The sequence below is a fragment of the Acinetobacter sp. 197 genome, assembly GCF_048148385.1.
Lineage (GTDB): Bacteria > Pseudomonadota > Gammaproteobacteria > Pseudomonadales > Moraxellaceae > Acinetobacter > Acinetobacter pecorum.
This window is the reverse complement of record NZ_JAYWZK010000001.1, coordinates 365282-382514: the sequence shown is the minus strand read 5'-3', so window position 1 is coordinate 382514 and position 17233 is coordinate 365282. Positions and strand designations below refer to the sequence as shown.

Here is a 17233-nt window from a genome sequence, read left to right as displayed (position 1 = left end):
TCAGGCAGCCATCGCTCCCCATCGACTGACTGCCTGATTTACAGTGGATAGAGCAAAATACGTACCAGTTTTTCAATTTATAATACAAATACGCTTTTTCTCTAAAGCAGCTCAGGCCTTTCAGAGAATTTAAAAAGCTTTCAATATAAAAATACGGTAAACTTAGCGCAGTTTTTATTTATCTTTTTTTGGTCTCTCTATTATATGAATACCTCTCCACGTTTAAGCAATTATTGGGTCACCTGTGCCGATGGGCTGGAAACCTTATTAGAAGAAGAAATTCAAGGCTTAGGTGTTCAGAATATTGAGCGTTTTCCGGGCCGTCTAACCTTTAAAGGCACCCTGGAAAATGCTTATCGTATCTGCATGTGGTCACGTCTGGCTTCACGTGTCTTGATGCCGATCCACACGCATGAAATTGAATTTTCTCATGATGCCCGTGATGTGGCAGAAGAACTCTATGAAGGAGCTCTCAGCTTTGACTGGTCGCTGATTTTTGCACCACAAAGTACCTTTGCGATTCGTTTGCATGTCGAGCGTGATATCAAGGTCAATACCCAGTTTGCAACTTTACGTGCCAAAGATGGTGTCGTGGATTCCTTTATGGAAGCGGTAGGCAAACGTCCAAGCATTGATACCAAACAGCCTGAAATCACCATGTATATTCTGGCAGGCAAGAAAGAACATACTTACTGCCTGGACCTGTCTGGCGACTCTTTGCATAAACGCGGTTACCGCCGGTTCATGACTGACGCCCCGATCAAGGAAAACCTGGCCGCTGCGATTCTGCAAAAAGGTGGTTTAAAAGCGTTAAATCCGGATATTGTGGCTGATCCAATGTGTGGTTCAGGAACGTTCATTATTGAATCACTGATGATCCTGACCGACCGTGCGCCTGGCCTGGTCCGTCGTTTCGGTTTTAATGGCTGGAATGGTCATGACCATGAACTCTGGATGAGTATCAAGGCAGAAGCTGCTGAGCGCCATCAAGCGGCAATGGAAAATCCATTACCACAATTCTATGCCTTCGATGCGGACTGGGAAGCGGTTAAAGCCACCAGACAAAATATTATAGCGGCGGGTTTTGAATCCGTACTCGACAATATCATGATTGAAGAACGGACTTTAAATGACTGGCCTGATTTTCATGCAGAAGGCAAGAAAGTATTCTTCGTGACCAACCCGCCTTATGGTGAACGTCTCGGTGATAAAGCCCAAAACCGTTCTTTATACCTTGGTTTATCAGCTTTACTGCAAAAGAATTTCCCGAATCAAAAAGCGGCTGTGATTGCCTCACAAGTGGAACAGGCCGACGTGCTGGCATTCAATGATCCGCAAATCCTGCGTTTGATGAATGGTAAATTGCCGATTTATATCCGCTTCGGTACGGTTAAACCGGCCGCGGTGGTACGTCCATTCCTAGAAAGCTGGCAGCCTCAGCAGTTTGAGCCGATTGAAGGTGCGATGGAGTTTGCCAACCGTCTAACCAAAAACATGCAAGCTCTAAAAAAATGGGCAGTCAAGGAACAGATCCATTGTTTACGTCTCTATGATGCAGATTTACCTGATTTTAACGTCGCAGTAGATTTGTATGGCGAGCGTTTGCATGTACAAGAATATGCGCCACCTAAAACTATTGATCCGGAAAAAGCCAAGAAACGTTTCAACCTGGCCCTACAGGCAATTCGCGCCGTGACGGGTTTGGGCCGTGATGCGATCTTTATCAAGACCCGTGCGCGTCAGGAAGGTAAAAACCAGTACACCAAACAAAGTACAGCATCCAAGCGTTTTATCGTACAGGAAGGCAAGGCCAAGATTCTGGTCAACCTGACCGATTATCTGGATACCGGTCTATTCCTGGATCACCGTCAAATGCGTTTACGTATTGCACGTGAAGCAAAAGGCAAACACTTCCTGAACCTGTACAGCTATACCTCAACGGCAAGTTTACATGCTGCTTTGGGCGGTGCTGCGAGCACGACTAGCGTCGATTTGTCGAATACTTATTTGAACTGGTCAAAAGAAAACTTTGTCCTGAACGGTTTAACCGTGGATCATGCGGATGAACAGCACCAGTTCTTTGCCTCTGACTGTTTCGAATGGCTGAAAGAAGGCCATGAGCAATATGACCTGATCTTTATTGATCCGCCAACGTTTTCGAACTCGAAGAAATTCTACGGTACCTTCGATGTCCAGCGTGACCATTTATCCCTGCTGAAACGTGCCATGAACCGTTTAACCAGCGATGGTACCCTGTATTTTTCGAATAACTATCGTGGTTTTGAGATGGATGAAGAAATTCTGGCGTTCTTTGATGTTGAAGAAATTACCCAGGAAACCATTGGTCCTGACTTTAAGCGGAATCAAAAAATTCACCGTGCCTGGAAAATCCGTCATCCGCAAGTTTAACGCCTTATAGACTTGCGACTAATATCCAGTCACAAATAAAAAACCCAGTTCAATTGAACTGGGTTTTTTCATGGAACATATAATAAACTGGATTGAAACTTAGCTGAGTTTCATTTTTTCAAAAACCAGCTCACCATGTTCCGCTCTCACCAGAATCGTATCGCCCGGCTGGAATTCTCCCGCAAGAATTTTCTGAGCCAGTCCATTTTCAATACGTTGCTGAATCGCGCGTTTTAGCGGACGTGCACCATACAGCGGATCAAACCCGACCTCAATCAATTGCTCAAAGGCAGTATCATCTACCGACAGGCGCATATCCCGTTCGGCCAGGCGTTGACGTAAACGGTCCAGCTGAATATCGGCAATACCGCGAATCTGGTCTTTTTCCAGTGCGTGGAATACGACAATTTCATCAATACGGTTAATAAATTCTGGACGGAAATGTTCAGATACCGCATTCATCACCACTGTCCTAACTTCATCGCGTGTTGCGCCTTCACCTAACTCGCGAACGTCCTGAGATCCCAGATTCGAAGTCATGACAATCACGGTATTTTTAAAATCTACTACACGGCCTTGGGAATCAGTTAAACGACCATCATCCAGCACTTGCAGCAAGATGTTAAATACATCCGGATGTGCTTTTTCGACTTCATCGAACAAGAGCACGCTATACGGTTTACGGCGCACAGCTTCAGTCAGTACCCCGCCTTCTTCATAGCCCACATAACCCGGAGGTGCACCAACCAGACGGCTTACCGAGTGTTTTTCCATAAACTCGGACATGTCGATCCGGATCATTGCATCGTCACTGTCAAACAGGAAGTTTGCCAAGGCTTTGGTTAGTTCTGTTTTACCTACACCGGTCGGTCCAAGGAACAGGAATGACCCGCTTGGGCGATTAGGATCAGACAAGCCTGCACGTGAACGGCGCACGGCATTGGATACGGCTACCACGGCTTCATCCTGACCCACCACACGTTTATGCAGGAATTCTTCCATATGCAGCAGTTTGTCACGTTCACCCTGTAGCATTTTCGCGACAGGAATACCGGTGGCCGCACTGACGACTTCCGCAATTTCATTCTCGGTCACCTTGTCACGCAACAGTTTTGGTGACTCGCTTTCCTCCGCTGCTTCAATGCGCTCTAGCTGCTTTTGCAATTCGGGAATCACGCCATACTGATAGCGTGCTGCCTCTGCCAGATCACCTTCACGCTGTGCTTTATCTAGGGCTATACGTGCCTGATCCAGTTTAACCTGGATATCCTTGTTGCCAGCCACCAAGGCTTTATCTGCACGCCAGATTTCTTCCAGATCCTGATACTCTTTCTCGACCGTTTCAATCTGTTGGGTCAGATGCTTAATCTCGCCTTTGGCACCGCTATCCTCATCTTTTTTCACTGCTTCAAGCTGCATTTTCAGCTGGATCAGACGGCGCTCCAGTTTATCTAGCGCTTCAGGTTTGGAATCTAGCTCCATTTTGATACGGGATGCAGCTTCATCAATCAGGTCAATGGCTTTATCGGGCAACTGGCGATCGGTAATATAACGGTGTGACATTTTTGCCGCTGCAATAATCGCAGAATCCAGAATTTGTACACCATGATGCGTTGCATAACGGTCTTTCAGGCCACGTAGAATCGCAATCGTGTCTTCGACACTCGGTTCATCTACCAGCACTTTTTGGAAACGACGCTCAAGTGCAGCATCTTTTTCAATATATTGACGGTATTCATCCAGGGTTGTCGCACCCACACAGCGCAATTCGCCACGTGCCAATGCAGGTTTCAGCATGTTGCCGGCATCCATCGCACCATCACTTTTACCTGCGCCTACCAATGTATGCAATTCATCGATAAACAGGATGATTTCACCTTCGTGTTTGGCAATATCTTTGAGTACAGCTTTTAAGCGTTCCTCAAACTCGCCGCGGTATTTGGCACCGGCCAGCAAAGAGCCGAGGTCTAATGACAAAACACGCTTGCCTTTGAGCCCTTCAGGTACTTCACCATTGATAATACGCTGTGCCAGACCTTCGACAATTGCTGTTTTACCCACGCCCGGCTCACCAATCAGTACCGGGTTGTTTTTAGTACGGCGTGACAAGACCTGAATGGTACGACGGATTTCATCATCACGTCCAATCACAGGGTCAAGCTTGCCTGCCAAAGCACGTTCTGTTAAATCGATGGTGTACTTATTTAGTGAATCACGCTGATCTTCATGATTATTGCTCATGACTTTTTCATCACCTCGAAATTGATTGATAATCTGACGTAAAGTTTCTGCCTTTACTCCAGCACTGCTTAATAAATTTTTGGTATTTCCTGTTTCTGCAAGTGCCAGTAGCACCCAGTCCGTTGAAAGGAATTCATCTCCGGCTTTTTGGGCATAACTGTCTGCCAGATGTAAAACTTTTGCCGCTTCAGGGCTGAGATTAATATCTGCAGATGGATTGCTTAGTGTGGCTGCATTACTTAGCGCTGTTTCCAGTTTGGTTTGCAATTCCCGCAGGTTTGCTCCGGCCTGTTGCAACAAGCTGACATTGGAAGTTTCCTCCATCAAGGTCGCCAAGATATGAATTCCATCAATAGAAGCATGATCCCTGCTCATTGCCAACGATTGGGCATCTGAAAGGGTTTGCTGCAGGCGGTTGGTAAATTTTTCAAAACGCATTCTTGTTATTCCTCAGCACAAATATTCTATTTGAAAAATATATGGGGGCATGCGAGAAAAAATTCAATTCTTTTATATATATTTTTCAAAAATTTAAATTATATTATTGGACATATATCAGTAATAATATTGGTATAGTTCTAGTTAATTTCAAGCGTAATAATTTAAATTATTTTATTTAAATTCCAGTTCAAGCTTAAATTAAAAAATACCCTCACAAGGAGGGTATTTTATTTACGGTGCAGGGTTCGGCTGCTGACGGTGAATATCTTCAATACCTTTGAGGACTTCTTCTGACAGATCAACTTCAAATGCCTGAATATTTTCTTTCAGCTGCTCCAGATTAGTGGCGCCAATAATGGTACTGGTTACAAAGAACTGCTGCTTGATAAAGGCCAAAGCCAGTTGGGTAAGACTTAAGCCATGCTGTTCTGCCAGCTCGGCATATTGCTCGGTTGCCCATTCACTTTGCGGATTGCTATAGCGGCTAAAACGTGAGAACAAGGTAACGCGCGCATTGGCAGGACGAGCACCATGCCGGAATTTACCAGTCAAATAACCAAATGCCAAAGGCGAATACGCCAATAAACCTACGTTTTCATATCGGGCAATTTCTGACATGCCAATTTCATAAGTACGGTTCAGCAGGTTATATGGGTTTTGTACACTGACGAATTTGGACAACCCTAATTTCTCTGCAAGGTGCAGAAATTTCATCGTGCCCCACGGGGTTTCATTGGACAGACCAATATAACGGATGCGGCCTTTTTTAATTTCATCCTGCAAGGCGGTTAGGGTTTCTTCAAGATCTGTCACGGCACAGTCTTCTGCCGCTTCAGCATTGCCATAACCCAGCTTGCCAAAGAAATTGGTTGGGCGTTGTGGCCAGTGTAACTGATACAGGTCAATATAATCCGTTTGCAGACGTGACAATGACTGGTCAATGGCTGCTGAAATTTCATCGGCAACGAAACGGGTTTTACCATCCCGGATATGGCTACCACCTTGTGATGGTCCGGCAATTTTTGAAGCTAAAAAAAGTTTGTCACGGCCACCGCGGGCAGCGATCCAGTGACCAATAATACGCTCGGTTGCACCCTGCGTTTCAGGTTTTGGCGGCACCGGATACATTTCCGCGGTATCCCAGAAATACAGTCCCTGATCCAGCGCATAATCCAGTTGCTGAAAAGCCTGTTCTTGCGTGTTCTGCTCACCAAAGGTCATGGTGCCCAAACAAATTTCTGGCAAAAGAATGCCAGTATCCGCCAATGGTTTGAATTGCATAAAACCTTCCTGTGAATTTTATTCAGTGAATTGAGATTAAGTCGGCTATAGCCTATCGGAATTATAAGGGGGACTTAAATCATCTTTTCTGAGAAGCTTGTTCTAAATTTTTATGTATTGGGTAAAGGAACTCTAATAAAAAAGCAAATCCTGAGATTTGCTTTTTAACATCTGGATTATTCGTCTATGGCACCATCGGCTACTGCTTCGGACGTTTCTTCTAGAGAAACATCAAAGATCAGGATAGCTTTACCATCCGTTTCGATCATGCCCTGTTCTTCAAGCGTTTTCAGTACGCGACCCACCATTTCACGGGAACAGCCAACAATACGGCCAATTTCCTGACGGGTAATACGAATCTGACGGCCATTTGGCAAGATCATTGCTTCCGGCTGTGAAGACAGGTCAATCAGGCAACGTGCAATTCGGCCTGAAACGTCAATAAATGCCAGATCAGTCACTTTACGTGTGGTATTTTTCAAACGACGTACCAGCTGAGCAAATACCGCATAGCTCAGATCAGGATATTGCTTGCTGATTTCGTGAAAATTTTCATAGGTAATTTCAGCAATTTCACACACATCACGGGTACGAACTTCCGCAGTGCGTTGTGGATTTACCTCGAATAAGCCCATTTCCCCAAAGAAGTCACCCGCATTTAAATATGCTACGACAATTTCACGATCATCATCTTCACGAAGGATGATAGATACAGACCCCTTCAGAATTAAATACAAAGATTTAGATTCTGATCCTGCATCAATGATCGTAGTACGTTTTGGATACCGATTAATATATGCACGTTTTAAAAGTGCTTTCACGGATTCTGGTAATTGCCCCGGAGAAAGCGCATCAGTGCTTAATTGTGAAAAGTTTGAAGTCATGCTAACAGTTCCGATTATGGATAATTTATAGATCGCACAAGACCTAATGTGAACTTGTCACACAGTGGGATTGAAATTCCGTATCAACCCAATTTATGTTAGTGTACAGTTACTTGACAAATTTATAGCTTTTTTTAGGTAGTTGCAATGCAAACAAGCGTTCATTGGTTAGAGAATGTTGCTTTTGAAGCAAAAACTCAAAGTGGTCATAGCCTTATCATGGATGGTTCAGCTGAATACGGTGGTGAAAACCGTGGTCCTCGTCCTATGGAACTGCTTTTAACGGGTCTGGGCGGTTGTGCATCTTTTGATATTGTTACCATTTTAAAGAAGGCTCGTCAGGATATTACCGATGTACGCTGCGAATTAAAGGCTGAACGTGCAGATACAATCCCGGCAGTTTTCACGAAGATTCACTTGCATTTTGTGGTTACCGGCAAGGCGATTAAAGACAAACAGGTGGCAAAAGCGGTAGAACTTTCTGCTGAAAAGTATTGCTCTGCCAGCAAAATGCTGTCTGATGGCGGTGTAGAAATCACCCATGACTACGAAATTATCGAAGCTGAATAAAGTTTAAACTTTGTAAAAAAAGCGGCCTTGAAAAGCTGCTTTTTTTTATATATCGAAAAAATGTCAATCAGAACTTCTCTCTTTGTTCTTTGTCTCATACCTATTAAACTGAAAAATCATTACCATCCTTCTAAATTAAATCTAAAAACTGCATGCCTTTACCTGAATTAGAAATGAAAGTGGTTTTAAAAACTTCAAAATATGTAGAAAATTCATTTAAAGCATAAATATATTTAAACGCCTTAAAATTCTGTTCACATCCAGATTCAGGATCTGAAATGTAATTGGCCAGTGACTAAAAAATGGGTTCAGGAGCAAAAAATTAAGGTAATAACATCCTTTTTAATAGTGATATTTTATTGCCCTACTCCCGACATCAAAGTTTTATTTGTCAACTTCCCTATCATTAACTCATTTTTAATTTGGATTTCCTATTATGTTGAGATTGCTTTAAAAATCATTAAATAATAACATTACTGATAATTATTATCATTTACATTAACTAAAATGTCTTATACCGTTCCTTCATCATTTCAGCTATCTTTACTCAGTTTTTCGATTTTAATTACACAGCAAAGTTTTGCCGATGATACTCAGCAATTACCGACGATTACCGTTACAGCTGAATCAGAACAGAGTGAGCTTACCTCTGAACAGAGCAAAGCCTATATCATCCAAAATTCGTCAACCGCCTCAAAACTGAATATTCCACTCAAGGAAACGCCGCAAACAGTCAATGTTGTCACCCGCCAGCAGCTGGATGACTTTGCCTTGGATAATACACGGGATGTACTGCGCAATACCCCTGGCATTATCGTCAGCAATCAGGAAACGGAACGGACCTCCTACCTTGCCCGAGGTTTCGAGATTTCAAATGTCTTAGTCGATGGCGTTGGCATTCCACTCGAAGGCTATAATTATAATAATGACAATCCAGACAGTTTTTTGTTTGACCGTGTAGAGGTGGTCAAAGGCGCGAATGCCTTAAATAATGGAATTGGTGATCCCGGTGCAACCATTAACATGATTCGCAAACGCCCGACATTCGATCTTCAAGCAGCCTTTAATGCCAGTTATGGCTCATGGAATATGCAGCGCTATGAAGCAGATGTATCTTCTCCTCTCACCCAGGATGGAAAAGTCAGAGGCCGTGTATTTGGGTATCAACAGACTGGCGACAGTTATCTGGATCGTTATGAACTGGAAAAGAACGGCATAGGGGCTGTTCTTGAAGTAGATGTAACAGACACAACCCTATTGACTGCTGGCTATACCGAAACCAATCATAAGCCGAATGGTGTCAATTGGGGTTCTAATCCGCTGATCAATACCGAAGGTGAGCAGCTCAGTTATTCACGAAGTTATAATTACAGTCCAGACTGGACTTATTGGAACAGCAATATTAAAAGTTACTTTGCCGAGCTTGAACAAAAACTGGCAGGCGACTGGACAGCCAAACTGACTTATGATGAAAAACGCACACAACGCGATTCAAAACTCTTGTTTCTGTCCGGAAAACCTGGTGCAAATGGCACGTCAGGCATCACCCTATATCCCGGCATGTATATTGATGACAATAAAGAACAACAAGCCAGCCTGAGTTTTAGCGGCACCTATCCGCTTTGGGGTCAACGCCATGAAGCTTCATTGGGCTATGTCTGGGCTAAGAATAGTCTAGGTGAATTGGGTTATGCTGGCAGCTTTGCCCATCCGCTGACCACAGATTTAGCCAGCTTTACACCAGAAGAACCAACCTGGGATATGTCGAAAACCAGTGGTGAAATGCATATACGGCAGAAGAACCAAAGTCTTTATGCTGCAACCCGACTACATCTGAATGATGATCTTAAACTTCTTTTAGGTGCCAATTATGTTCAGGCTGAGAGCAGTGGTAGCAGTTATGGGACCGACACCATTTATGATGAAGATAAAGTTTTACCCTATGCCGGTCTAACCTATAACTTTAATCCTGAATATACAGGTTATCTGAGTTATACCTCCATTTTCCGTCCGCAAACCACCAAAGCAATGGATGGCAGCATTAACAAACCGATCGAAGGTGAAAGCTATGAAGTCGGAGTGAAAAGTTCTTGGCTAGATGACAAACTTACCGCCACCATGGCTGTGTTCAGAACAGAGCAAAGTAATTATCCACTTCGTGATTCTGATGGTATTCCGACTTTACGCAAGACTCAGGTCAGTGACCTGCGTTCCCAAGGCTATGAGTTCGGCTTGGCGGGACAACTGAGCGACCATTTAAACTTAAGCTTTGGTTATACCCAATTTAACCTGAAAGATCTAATCAATGGCGGCGATGCGCGTACTTTCAATCCCACCCAATCTTTTAATCTTTTGACCACCTATCAGGTGCCGCAAATTCCAAAACTGAAACTGGGCCTTGGGGTGCAATGGCAGGACCGGACCTATCTGGAGGTGCCTGAAGCAACCGCCAATGGAGTGATTACCCAGAAAGCTGGAATCATTGAGCAGAATGCCTATGCACTCGTGAACTTAATGGCCAGCTATGAGCTGAATGAACATATGACCTTGCAAGCCAATGGTAATAACCTGACCAATGAAAAATATCTGTTCAATTTCCCGAATCAGCAAGGTTTTTATGGTGCACCAGCGAATTACAGCGTTGCTGTGAAATTTAAATATTAATTTCTACACTGAGCCTTGACGACATGTTGAGGGCTAAATCATTGATAGATACACAAAAACAGGTAAAAAAAATGAAAAAAATGATCGCTTTGACCATTGGACTGGCTATGACACTTTCAACTCAGGCGCATATGCTTTGGCTGGAACGTGGTACAGATATGCAGACTCATGCTTTCTTTGGTGAATATAGTGAACAGCTTAAAGAAACACAGCAAGGTACCCTGAAGTCTTTCAATCAGGCAAAGGCCGTTCAGTCTAGAAAGACCTTTAGTCCTCAAATGCAACAGGATCATTTGCTCTATGCAACCCAAGGCCAGACAGATGTCCAACTCAGTCATGAATTGATCTATGGAGAATCATTGCTGAGCTATCATGCCAAATCCGGCAGACAAAACTTGAAAGCAGAGTCAGAACTGGATATTGTCCCGACCCAAATCAACAGCAATACATTTACGGTACTGTATCAGGGTAAAGCTGCTGCAGATGTTGAAGTCACGGTCTTTTCCCCGCAATTCTGGCTAAAGAAGTACACTACCAACAGCCAAGGCCAAATTACCATTGCTACGCCATTGAAAGGTCAATATGTCATTGAAGTCGGCAAAGAAGCAGACAGGGCAGGAAAGTTGAATCAGCAGGCCTATAAAAAACAGTATCTGGTAACGACTTTAAGTTTTGTTCATTAAATTTTTTAGATTTTCATCAGTATAGATTTATTCAAGGCCAAATATGATGTCTGTAGTGCAGCCACTTGCCATTCTCTATCGCTTAGGCATGACCTTTGGTGTTGGCTACTTGTGCAGTTATTTAATCGCACTCGATTTGGCTTACTTTTTACAAGCTTATTTGCCTAAAGCTGAGTCTGTCTATTTGGCCGCCTTTACTGCCCTGATTTTTTATGTCTGTTTTGTGATTGGAATCTTCTGTATCCAAAGCTTAAAAAAGCTTTCTATCTATAGCCTGATTCCTTTACTTATTTTATTTCTCTTCTCCCGCTTCATAGGTTAAACCATGCATAAATCTGTCCGTCAATCCATGGCATGGTTACATTCATGGTTAGGTTTAAGCTTTGGCTGGTTACTCTTCGCCATTTTTTTAACAGGCACCGTCACCTATTACCGACATGAGATCAGTATATGGATGCAGCCTGAATTTGCCTCGATACAAGTCAATCAGGAAACTGCCTTAAAATCTGCTTACAGCTATTTACAGCAGCATGCACCGGACGCCCAAAACTGGTATATCGGAGTCGCCAATCAAGACTCACCTGTCAACAAAGTCTACTGGCAAAAAGCAGATGGCGGCTATGAAGTTAAAACCCTGGATGCCTCAACAGGCAAAGAATTAAACCTCTCAGCCACACAAGGGGGAGATTTTTTCTATAATTTTCATTTCCAGCTCTATGGTATGCCCTACACGATAGGTCGCCTCATTGTGACGATCGCTGCCTTTATCATGTTACTGACTCTGATTTCAGGAATTATTACCCATAAAAAAATCCTGACAGACTTTTTTACCTTAAGAGCATTTAAGGGGCAACGCTCCTATCTGGATTTTCATAATGTCAGTTCAGTGATTGCCCTGCCGTTCTTTTTGACCATGACATTTACCGGGCTGGCGATTTTCTTTTATATTGTGTTGCCTTCCGGCATGAAAAAGCTGTATCCGGACAATCCCTTTCAGTATTTTGAAGAAATTCGCACAGTCAATGTGTTGGCCAACTCTGCAGTTCCGGTGAAAACCGAGATGCTGCCAATTCAACATTTCATCACCACGGCGCAGCAACATTGGGGACAGGCAGAATTTGACAATATCACGGTCAAGTACCCCAACACCCAGCTGGCACAAATAACTTTGATGCAACTCAAAGATCATTCCATTACCCGAAATCAGGCACAGCTCATCTTAAATGCTGCTACCGGAAAATTGCTTGAAAATACCCGAAATGAAAGTGCAATTGCCACACTAAATGCCAGCATGTATGGTTTACATATGGCACGTTTTGCTGAACCTGTTTTACGTTTAGGATTGTTTTTCTCTGGCATATTAGGCTGCGCAATGATTGCATCCGGACTGCTGCTGTGGAGTCTGAAACGCCAGATGCAGAAAAAATCAGCGCGGTTTCATCTCGGACACTATTTAGTGAACCGTTTGAATATCACCATAATTATTGGCTTGCCGCTTGCCATGCTGGGCTATCTCTTTGCGAATCGTTTTATCAGTATTCCTGCAGGTGCGCCAAATTATGAGATTTATAGCTTTTTCAGTATCTGGCTTGGCAGTTTTATCCTAGCATGTTTAATACCACAGCAATATTTATGGAAAATTCAGCTCAAACTTCTGATTTGTGCTGCCTTTATACTTCCCCTTATTGATATTTATTATTTAGTTTCCCAGCAATATGTTGATTCTTTTGCGACTTATTGGCCGTTTCTGCGTATTGATCTGATGTTGTGGACCTTGGCACTTCTCGCCCTATTTTTACACCAGAAAATTACGCCCATTCAGCAAAAGGCGATGCATAAAATTCAGGCCAAACTAAAATCTGCGCAGCAGGAGTCTTCCATATGATATGGATCGCAATTATGGGGCTTTTATGGCTAAGCTGTTTTGGTTTTTATGCGTTGAGTGAAAAGCAGATCGTAAAAATCCGAAAATCTCGATATGCTTTTTTAACGAACTTCCCTACCCATGCTAAATTCGCTGCTGGTAGTTTTTTACTCCTCTCGATGTTTTTATTACGTACCCAGTTTAGCTCCAGTATTAGCTTTGTGGCTTTATGGGTATTGCTAAGCCCTGTACTTTTTATTTTTATTTTAAAAATAAATAATTTGATAGGAAGATTATAGAATCCAGATCTTAGCTATAAACTAGCAAAAACAATATTTATTGATCATCAAGGATGAATCTATTCTGCTTCTACAAATTAAATCATAAAAATATCTTAAGATTATAAAATACTTAAATCAGATCAATTTTTATAGGCCTTTAAAATAATAAAGGCTTAACTTTAACTGTAAATTACGCAATCTTAGTAAAAATATGGGTAGATAAAAACCATACCCATACTTAATTTTAAAAATGTAGTCATTATTTTCATAAATTCACTTAACATAATATCTAATGATCAAGAATTATATTAATTCATGGAGGATAAACATAACCTAGCCCAATTCATTTCTGATATTGTTCACCATATAATAATCGTGGTGCAATATCATTAAAATAGCTTAAGCTTATGTATCAGCGAGTGGTCATCAGAACCTGAAATTTTCCCATAGGGCCGTGATTTGTTGATCACCCAGGGTTCCCAGATGGCTTTTTGTGTCAAAAAACATTGTCTTTTTATCTTTGTCTGAATATTTGGGCCACCCCGGGTTGCCATATTTAGCAAATCCGACCCAGGCATCATTCATACTCTCAGACAAAGACTGCGGTGGATTAATACCGACGAAATTCTCCGCTTCTTTTGTGTGAAGCGTTCCGAACGTAAACGGCACGTCTACAAAATGCGCAGCACCCAGAAGGCCATTGTAAGCTGGAGATCGCCAGGAAAAGTGATAAAACCACGTGTTTTGACGATGGCTCATAATTTGCGCTATATGCAGTGCTGGCATCCTGAACGTGTAGTCCGACATGATCTGGGCATAAACGTCCCCCGGGTTCTCCGCGCTGATACTGTTTGTTGTATAAGCCTGAAATGCATCTGCATCTGCAGGGAGACCCAGCGCATGAATAACCATGTTCACATCATGAGTCGTGATTTTTTTTAATCCGCTATCGGGCATCAAATATAACCTGTACTCACTGTCGGTACTCCCCACAATAACAGGGATTCGGTTGCTGTCATTCATCGCCAGATCGTTCATTGGGCTTCTAACGATAATTTTAGAGTCTGCAACCGGCAAAAATGCCGTACCTCCAAGAGAAAGCCTTCCCCATTGGGCAGGGTCTTTGATCTGCTCCCCAACTTTCAGGACATTCTGAACCAGATCGTCAACAGGTACTTTAGCCACAGCTTCGGGATCGGCAGGAATCTCAAGATTGTCGGCAAATTGCCGGGTGATTCGGGTTGCATCGGCTGGGCTAAGCCACTGCATCGGAGGGCTCTGAATAATCGCTTGCTGGTAAAGTCCTTTGGTCTCTGGATTGCCTAAAATGATGGCAACACTGCCTGCACCCGCAGATTGTCCAAAGAGCGTCACCCTGTCTGGGTCACCTCCGAAGTTCGCGATATTATGCTGAACCCATTTAAGTGCTGCGATCTGGTCTGCGATACCACGGTTGTCAGGACGTTGAGCAAAATGCATAAACCCATCCACACCCACCCTATAGTTTACCGTAACGACCATTACCCCTTTTTTAGCAAACACGCTTCCGTCATATACAGACTCCGTGGCATCTTCCCTGATCCAGGCCCCTCCAGGGATCCAGACCATGACGGGTAACTTTCCTTCAGTATGATCAGGCCGCCATATATTGAGAGTTAAGTCGCCAGCGCGACCCACCAGCCGTTGCGTAGGACTTCTTCCCGGCTGTGGCACGGGCCAGTCAGATACGGTCGCTTTTATCCCTTGCCAGGGCTGCATGGGTTGGGGGCTCTGAAACCGTCGTTCAGGGGTAAAAGGGTTAGCCACACATAGGGAATTCCTTTATAAACGCTGATGCCCTCATCGGTGCAGTAACCCTGTACCTTACCCGCCTCAGTATCGACAACGGGGGCCGGTGCATTGCACTGTAAAAATTCCATTCGTATTCCTCCTGGATTCTGCCCCGCCTAATTTAGGTTCAGTAGGATAAAACAATACAATAAGGCTAAAAGCCAAAGAGATTTTTTTTGTTAAAGATAATGAGCCTTCAGTAAATTATCTAAAAATAGCTACTTGAAATAACCCGATACATCGTTTTAATCTTAAATTGATGGCTCTGTATTCAAGGATCAACTGATACTTTACTCAGGAAGGCTGGCAAAGCAGCGTAAAAGCTGTGCTTTTACTTTAAGATGCCTCGTTCCTCTTCAGTTTGTTTGAGCTGACTTTTAAGGCGTAGGATTTCTTTCTTTGCTTCAAGCAGTTCATGTGCATCAGGTTTATTACGTAAAGGCAGTACGGCCTTTAACCATTTATAAATGCTGTGCTGGGATACACCTAAACGTTCTGCGGCACCAGTGACAGAATATCCATGTTCACTGATCAATTTTACAGCTTCATCTTTAAATTATGGGGTATCTTGTTGCCCACTCATAAGGTTCTATTTCAGGCAAAAGAAAAGAAGATATTTGCCTAGGAGAGTGGTGGCAGGCCAGCAGCGCATTGTATTGGCTATGCGCTGCTGGCGGAGGTGCATCTGAGTTCTGTGGTTAACTCCATCCACGGACACTATAAAGGCACCTTATATTATTTCTGTAATCCCTTCGCTGGGGCAAATTTAAATGGTTTGGCCACACGGTAGTGCTTGGTTGCGTTTCCTGAGAATATGTTTTCCTGGTCGACTCCAAGCTCAAGCTTCATCACCTTTCCAGTTTCCTTCGAGAAGTCAATCTGGTTGAGATCGGTCCAGAAGATATTCGGTGACATTGCGGAATCAAAGAAATAGAGGCGCTGCTTATGATCGAACACTGTGCGCCAACGGGTGGTCGCAATTTCCGATTTGCCCGGAGTTGAGAGGCCGAACGGTACAGAAATATTACGGATGATGCCAAAGACACTGGAGCGAAGCTGTTCCGGCTTGGCATTCGGTGGAATTGCCTTCACGTAGTAAGAAGCGCGAGCGAAACGGTCGGCGGCCCGGCTTGTCCCAGGCAACATTGCCGTTCCACCGACTTCTGACCAGTAAGATGCCAGAGCAAGTTGCTCGTCGTATGTAGGAGAATTGGTCATTACCTGATACTGGCGACCATGGTGGATAACTTGCTTGCCGTTGATATACTCGATGATGGCGCTATCGCCGCTTGAGTCAGACAATGACAGGTGAACAGTCGCTTTGAATTGGGTGCCAGGCATCGCATTGGTCACGATCGTAAACGGCTGCTTCTCAAAAGCGGCCACCGCTTCAGCGACAGTTGCAAAGTTGTCAAGGGCATACTGCGCCCAAGCTGCAATCGTCAATCCAGGCGCACCCTTAACATTAAAGGCAGGATACTTTGCCTCATCCAGCCAAAGTACATTCGCAACCAGACCCGCTTCGTTTGCCCCGTCACTGGTCGAATTATCGTAGGTAGCCGCCACTACTGATCCATATTTCGATGTCCAGCGAATGGAATTCGGCCCCAATTCGCCATTCCGCTCCATACCCCCGAGGAAAAATATAGAGATCGGTTGAGATTGGTTGATCCCAGTCCATCGATCGGGCTGTAAAAATATTACTGTCTTGACCTAGATAAACGAAGCGAGAACAAGCATTTGCGGTAGGAATAACGCTTCCGAATGCAGCACAGCATGTCAACATACATGCAGCTAATCGTTTGAGTGAAGCTCGGCGCATTGAGATTTCCTCTAACTAGTACACATATATCGGCAACAGCGGAGATGATCATGTCAAGCCCGCTCCTGAGCTTGCCGGCTGCTTTGCGTTCCGCCATCAGTCGCGCCAAGATGAGGCCCGAATTGTCGTCGAACGACAGGATACGACTCGCAAACAGCACTAGCGGCCTTTCCAGTCTAAAGAATCACTAACCGAGTATGTCTCGCTCCATGATCACTTCCACATGTTTGCAAAAATTTAGCCAAAGGTGTGTGCCGTTGTCA

11 protein-coding genes and 2 pseudogenes are annotated in these 17233 nt (G+C 43.8%); 7 read left to right on the top strand and 6 right to left on the bottom strand.

Translation table 11 applies throughout. From position 1 onward, the window contains the following. Positions 1–204 precede the first annotated feature (204 nt). Positions 205–2409 carry a bifunctional 23S rRNA (guanine(2069)-N(7))-methyltransferase RlmK/23S rRNA (guanine(2445)-N(2))-methyltransferase RlmL gene (rlmKL, locus tag VXQ11_RS01785; protein WP_416705267.1) on the top strand — a complete coding sequence of 735 codons (2205 nt, stop codon included), beginning with the start codon at positions 205–207 and terminating at the stop codon, positions 2407–2409. A 99-nt stretch (positions 2410–2508) separates the two neighbouring features. Here rlmKL and clpB read toward each other — a convergent pair whose 3' ends face one another. From clpB to crp, 3 genes are all read right to left on the bottom strand, one after another. Next, positions 2509–5088 (bottom strand): ATP-dependent chaperone ClpB, encoded by a 2580-nt coding sequence (gene clpB / locus VXQ11_RS01780; RefSeq protein WP_191730704.1) that lies wholly within the window; start codon positions 5086–5088, stop codon positions 2509–2511. A gap of 234 nt (positions 5089–5322) precedes the next feature. After that, a complete protein-coding gene (locus VXQ11_RS01775; protein WP_191730705.1) occupies positions 5323–6372 on the bottom strand; it encodes an NADP(H)-dependent aldo-keto reductase in 1050 nt (349 codons plus the stop codon). Positions 6373–6548: 176 nt separating this feature from the next. Beyond that, entirely contained in the window at positions 6549–7256 is a 708-nt protein-coding gene (gene crp / locus VXQ11_RS01770) for a cAMP-activated global transcriptional regulator CRP (RefSeq protein WP_064095825.1), read from the bottom strand. A 147-nt stretch (positions 7257–7403) separates the two neighbouring features. Between crp and VXQ11_RS01765 the strand changes: the two genes are divergently transcribed. The 6 genes from VXQ11_RS01765 (at position 7404) to VXQ11_RS01740 (ending at position 13336) form a co-directional block, all read left to right on the top strand. Continuing rightward, positions 7404–7826 (top strand): OsmC family protein, encoded by a 423-nt coding sequence (locus VXQ11_RS01765; protein WP_064101759.1) that lies wholly within the window; start codon positions 7404–7406, stop codon positions 7824–7826. Positions 7827–8333: 507 nt separating this feature from the next. Next, positions 8334–10490 (top strand): TonB-dependent siderophore receptor, encoded by a 2157-nt coding sequence (locus VXQ11_RS01760; RefSeq protein ID WP_416705266.1) that lies wholly within the window; start codon positions 8334–8336, stop codon positions 10488–10490. 71 nt (positions 10491–10561) lie between these two features. After that, complete coding sequence (locus tag VXQ11_RS01755) at positions 10562–11173, top strand: hypothetical protein (RefSeq protein ID WP_416705265.1); 612 nt, start codon at positions 10562–10564, stop codon at positions 11171–11173. Positions 11174–11216: 43 nt separating this feature from the next. Continuing rightward, complete coding sequence (locus tag VXQ11_RS01750; protein ID WP_416705264.1) at positions 11217–11495, top strand: hypothetical protein; 279 nt, start codon at positions 11217–11219, stop codon at positions 11493–11495. Positions 11496–11498: 3 nt separating this feature from the next. Beyond that, complete coding sequence (locus VXQ11_RS01745; RefSeq protein ID WP_416705263.1) at positions 11499–13058, top strand: PepSY-associated TM helix domain-containing protein; 1560 nt, start codon at positions 11499–11501, stop codon at positions 13056–13058. Beyond that, positions 13055–13336, top strand: a complete 282-nt coding sequence (locus tag VXQ11_RS01740; protein WP_416705262.1) for a hypothetical protein — start codon at positions 13055–13057, stop codon at positions 13334–13336. The genes VXQ11_RS01745 and VXQ11_RS01740 overlap by 4 nt, the downstream gene beginning before the upstream one ends. A 408-nt stretch (positions 13337–13744) precedes the next feature. Here the strand turns inward: VXQ11_RS01740 and VXQ11_RS01735 are convergent, their stop codons facing one another. From VXQ11_RS01735 to VXQ11_RS01725, 3 genes and pseudogenes are all read right to left on the bottom strand, one after another. Further along, entirely contained in the window at positions 13745–15124 is a 1380-nt protein-coding gene (locus tag VXQ11_RS01735) for a carboxylesterase/lipase family protein (protein WP_416705261.1), read from the bottom strand. 358 nt (positions 15125–15482) lie between these two features. Beyond that, positions 15483–15731 (bottom strand): annotated as a pseudogene (locus VXQ11_RS01730) (transposase); the annotation flags it as partial. A 152-nt stretch (positions 15732–15883) separates the two neighbouring features. Next, positions 15884–16934: pseudogene (locus tag VXQ11_RS01725) on the bottom strand (linear amide C-N hydrolase). Positions 16935–17233 lie beyond the last annotated feature (299 nt).

Excerpts from the sequence above, each read along its gene's own strand:
- VXQ11_RS01750 (WP_416705264.1), top strand. The coding sequence starts at position 11,217 with ATGATGTCTGTAGTGCAGCCACTTGCCATTCTCTATCGCTTAGGCATG.
- VXQ11_RS01745 (WP_416705263.1), top strand. The coding sequence starts at position 11,499 with ATGCATAAATCTGTCCGTCAATCCATGGCATGGTTACATTCATGGTTA.
- rlmKL (WP_416705267.1), top strand. The coding sequence starts at position 205 with ATGAATACCTCTCCACGTTTAAGCAATTATTGGGTCACCTGTGCCGAT.
- VXQ11_RS01740 (WP_416705262.1), top strand. The coding sequence starts at position 13,055 with ATGATATGGATCGCAATTATGGGGCTTTTATGGCTAAGCTGTTTTGGT.
- clpB (WP_191730704.1), bottom strand. The coding sequence starts at position 5,088 with ATGCGTTTTGAAAAATTTACCAACCGCCTGCAGCAAACCCTTTCAGAT.
- VXQ11_RS01760 (WP_416705266.1), top strand. The coding sequence starts at position 8,334 with ATGTCTTATACCGTTCCTTCATCATTTCAGCTATCTTTACTCAGTTTT.
- VXQ11_RS01765 (WP_064101759.1), top strand. The coding sequence starts at position 7,404 with ATGCAAACAAGCGTTCATTGGTTAGAGAATGTTGCTTTTGAAGCAAAA.
- crp (WP_064095825.1), bottom strand. The coding sequence starts at position 7,256 with ATGACTTCAAACTTTTCACAATTAAGCACTGATGCGCTTTCTCCGGGG.
- VXQ11_RS01755 (WP_416705265.1), top strand. The coding sequence starts at position 10,562 with ATGAAAAAAATGATCGCTTTGACCATTGGACTGGCTATGACACTTTCA.
- VXQ11_RS01775 (WP_191730705.1), bottom strand. The coding sequence starts at position 6,372 with ATGCAATTCAAACCATTGGCGGATACTGGCATTCTTTTGCCAGAAATT.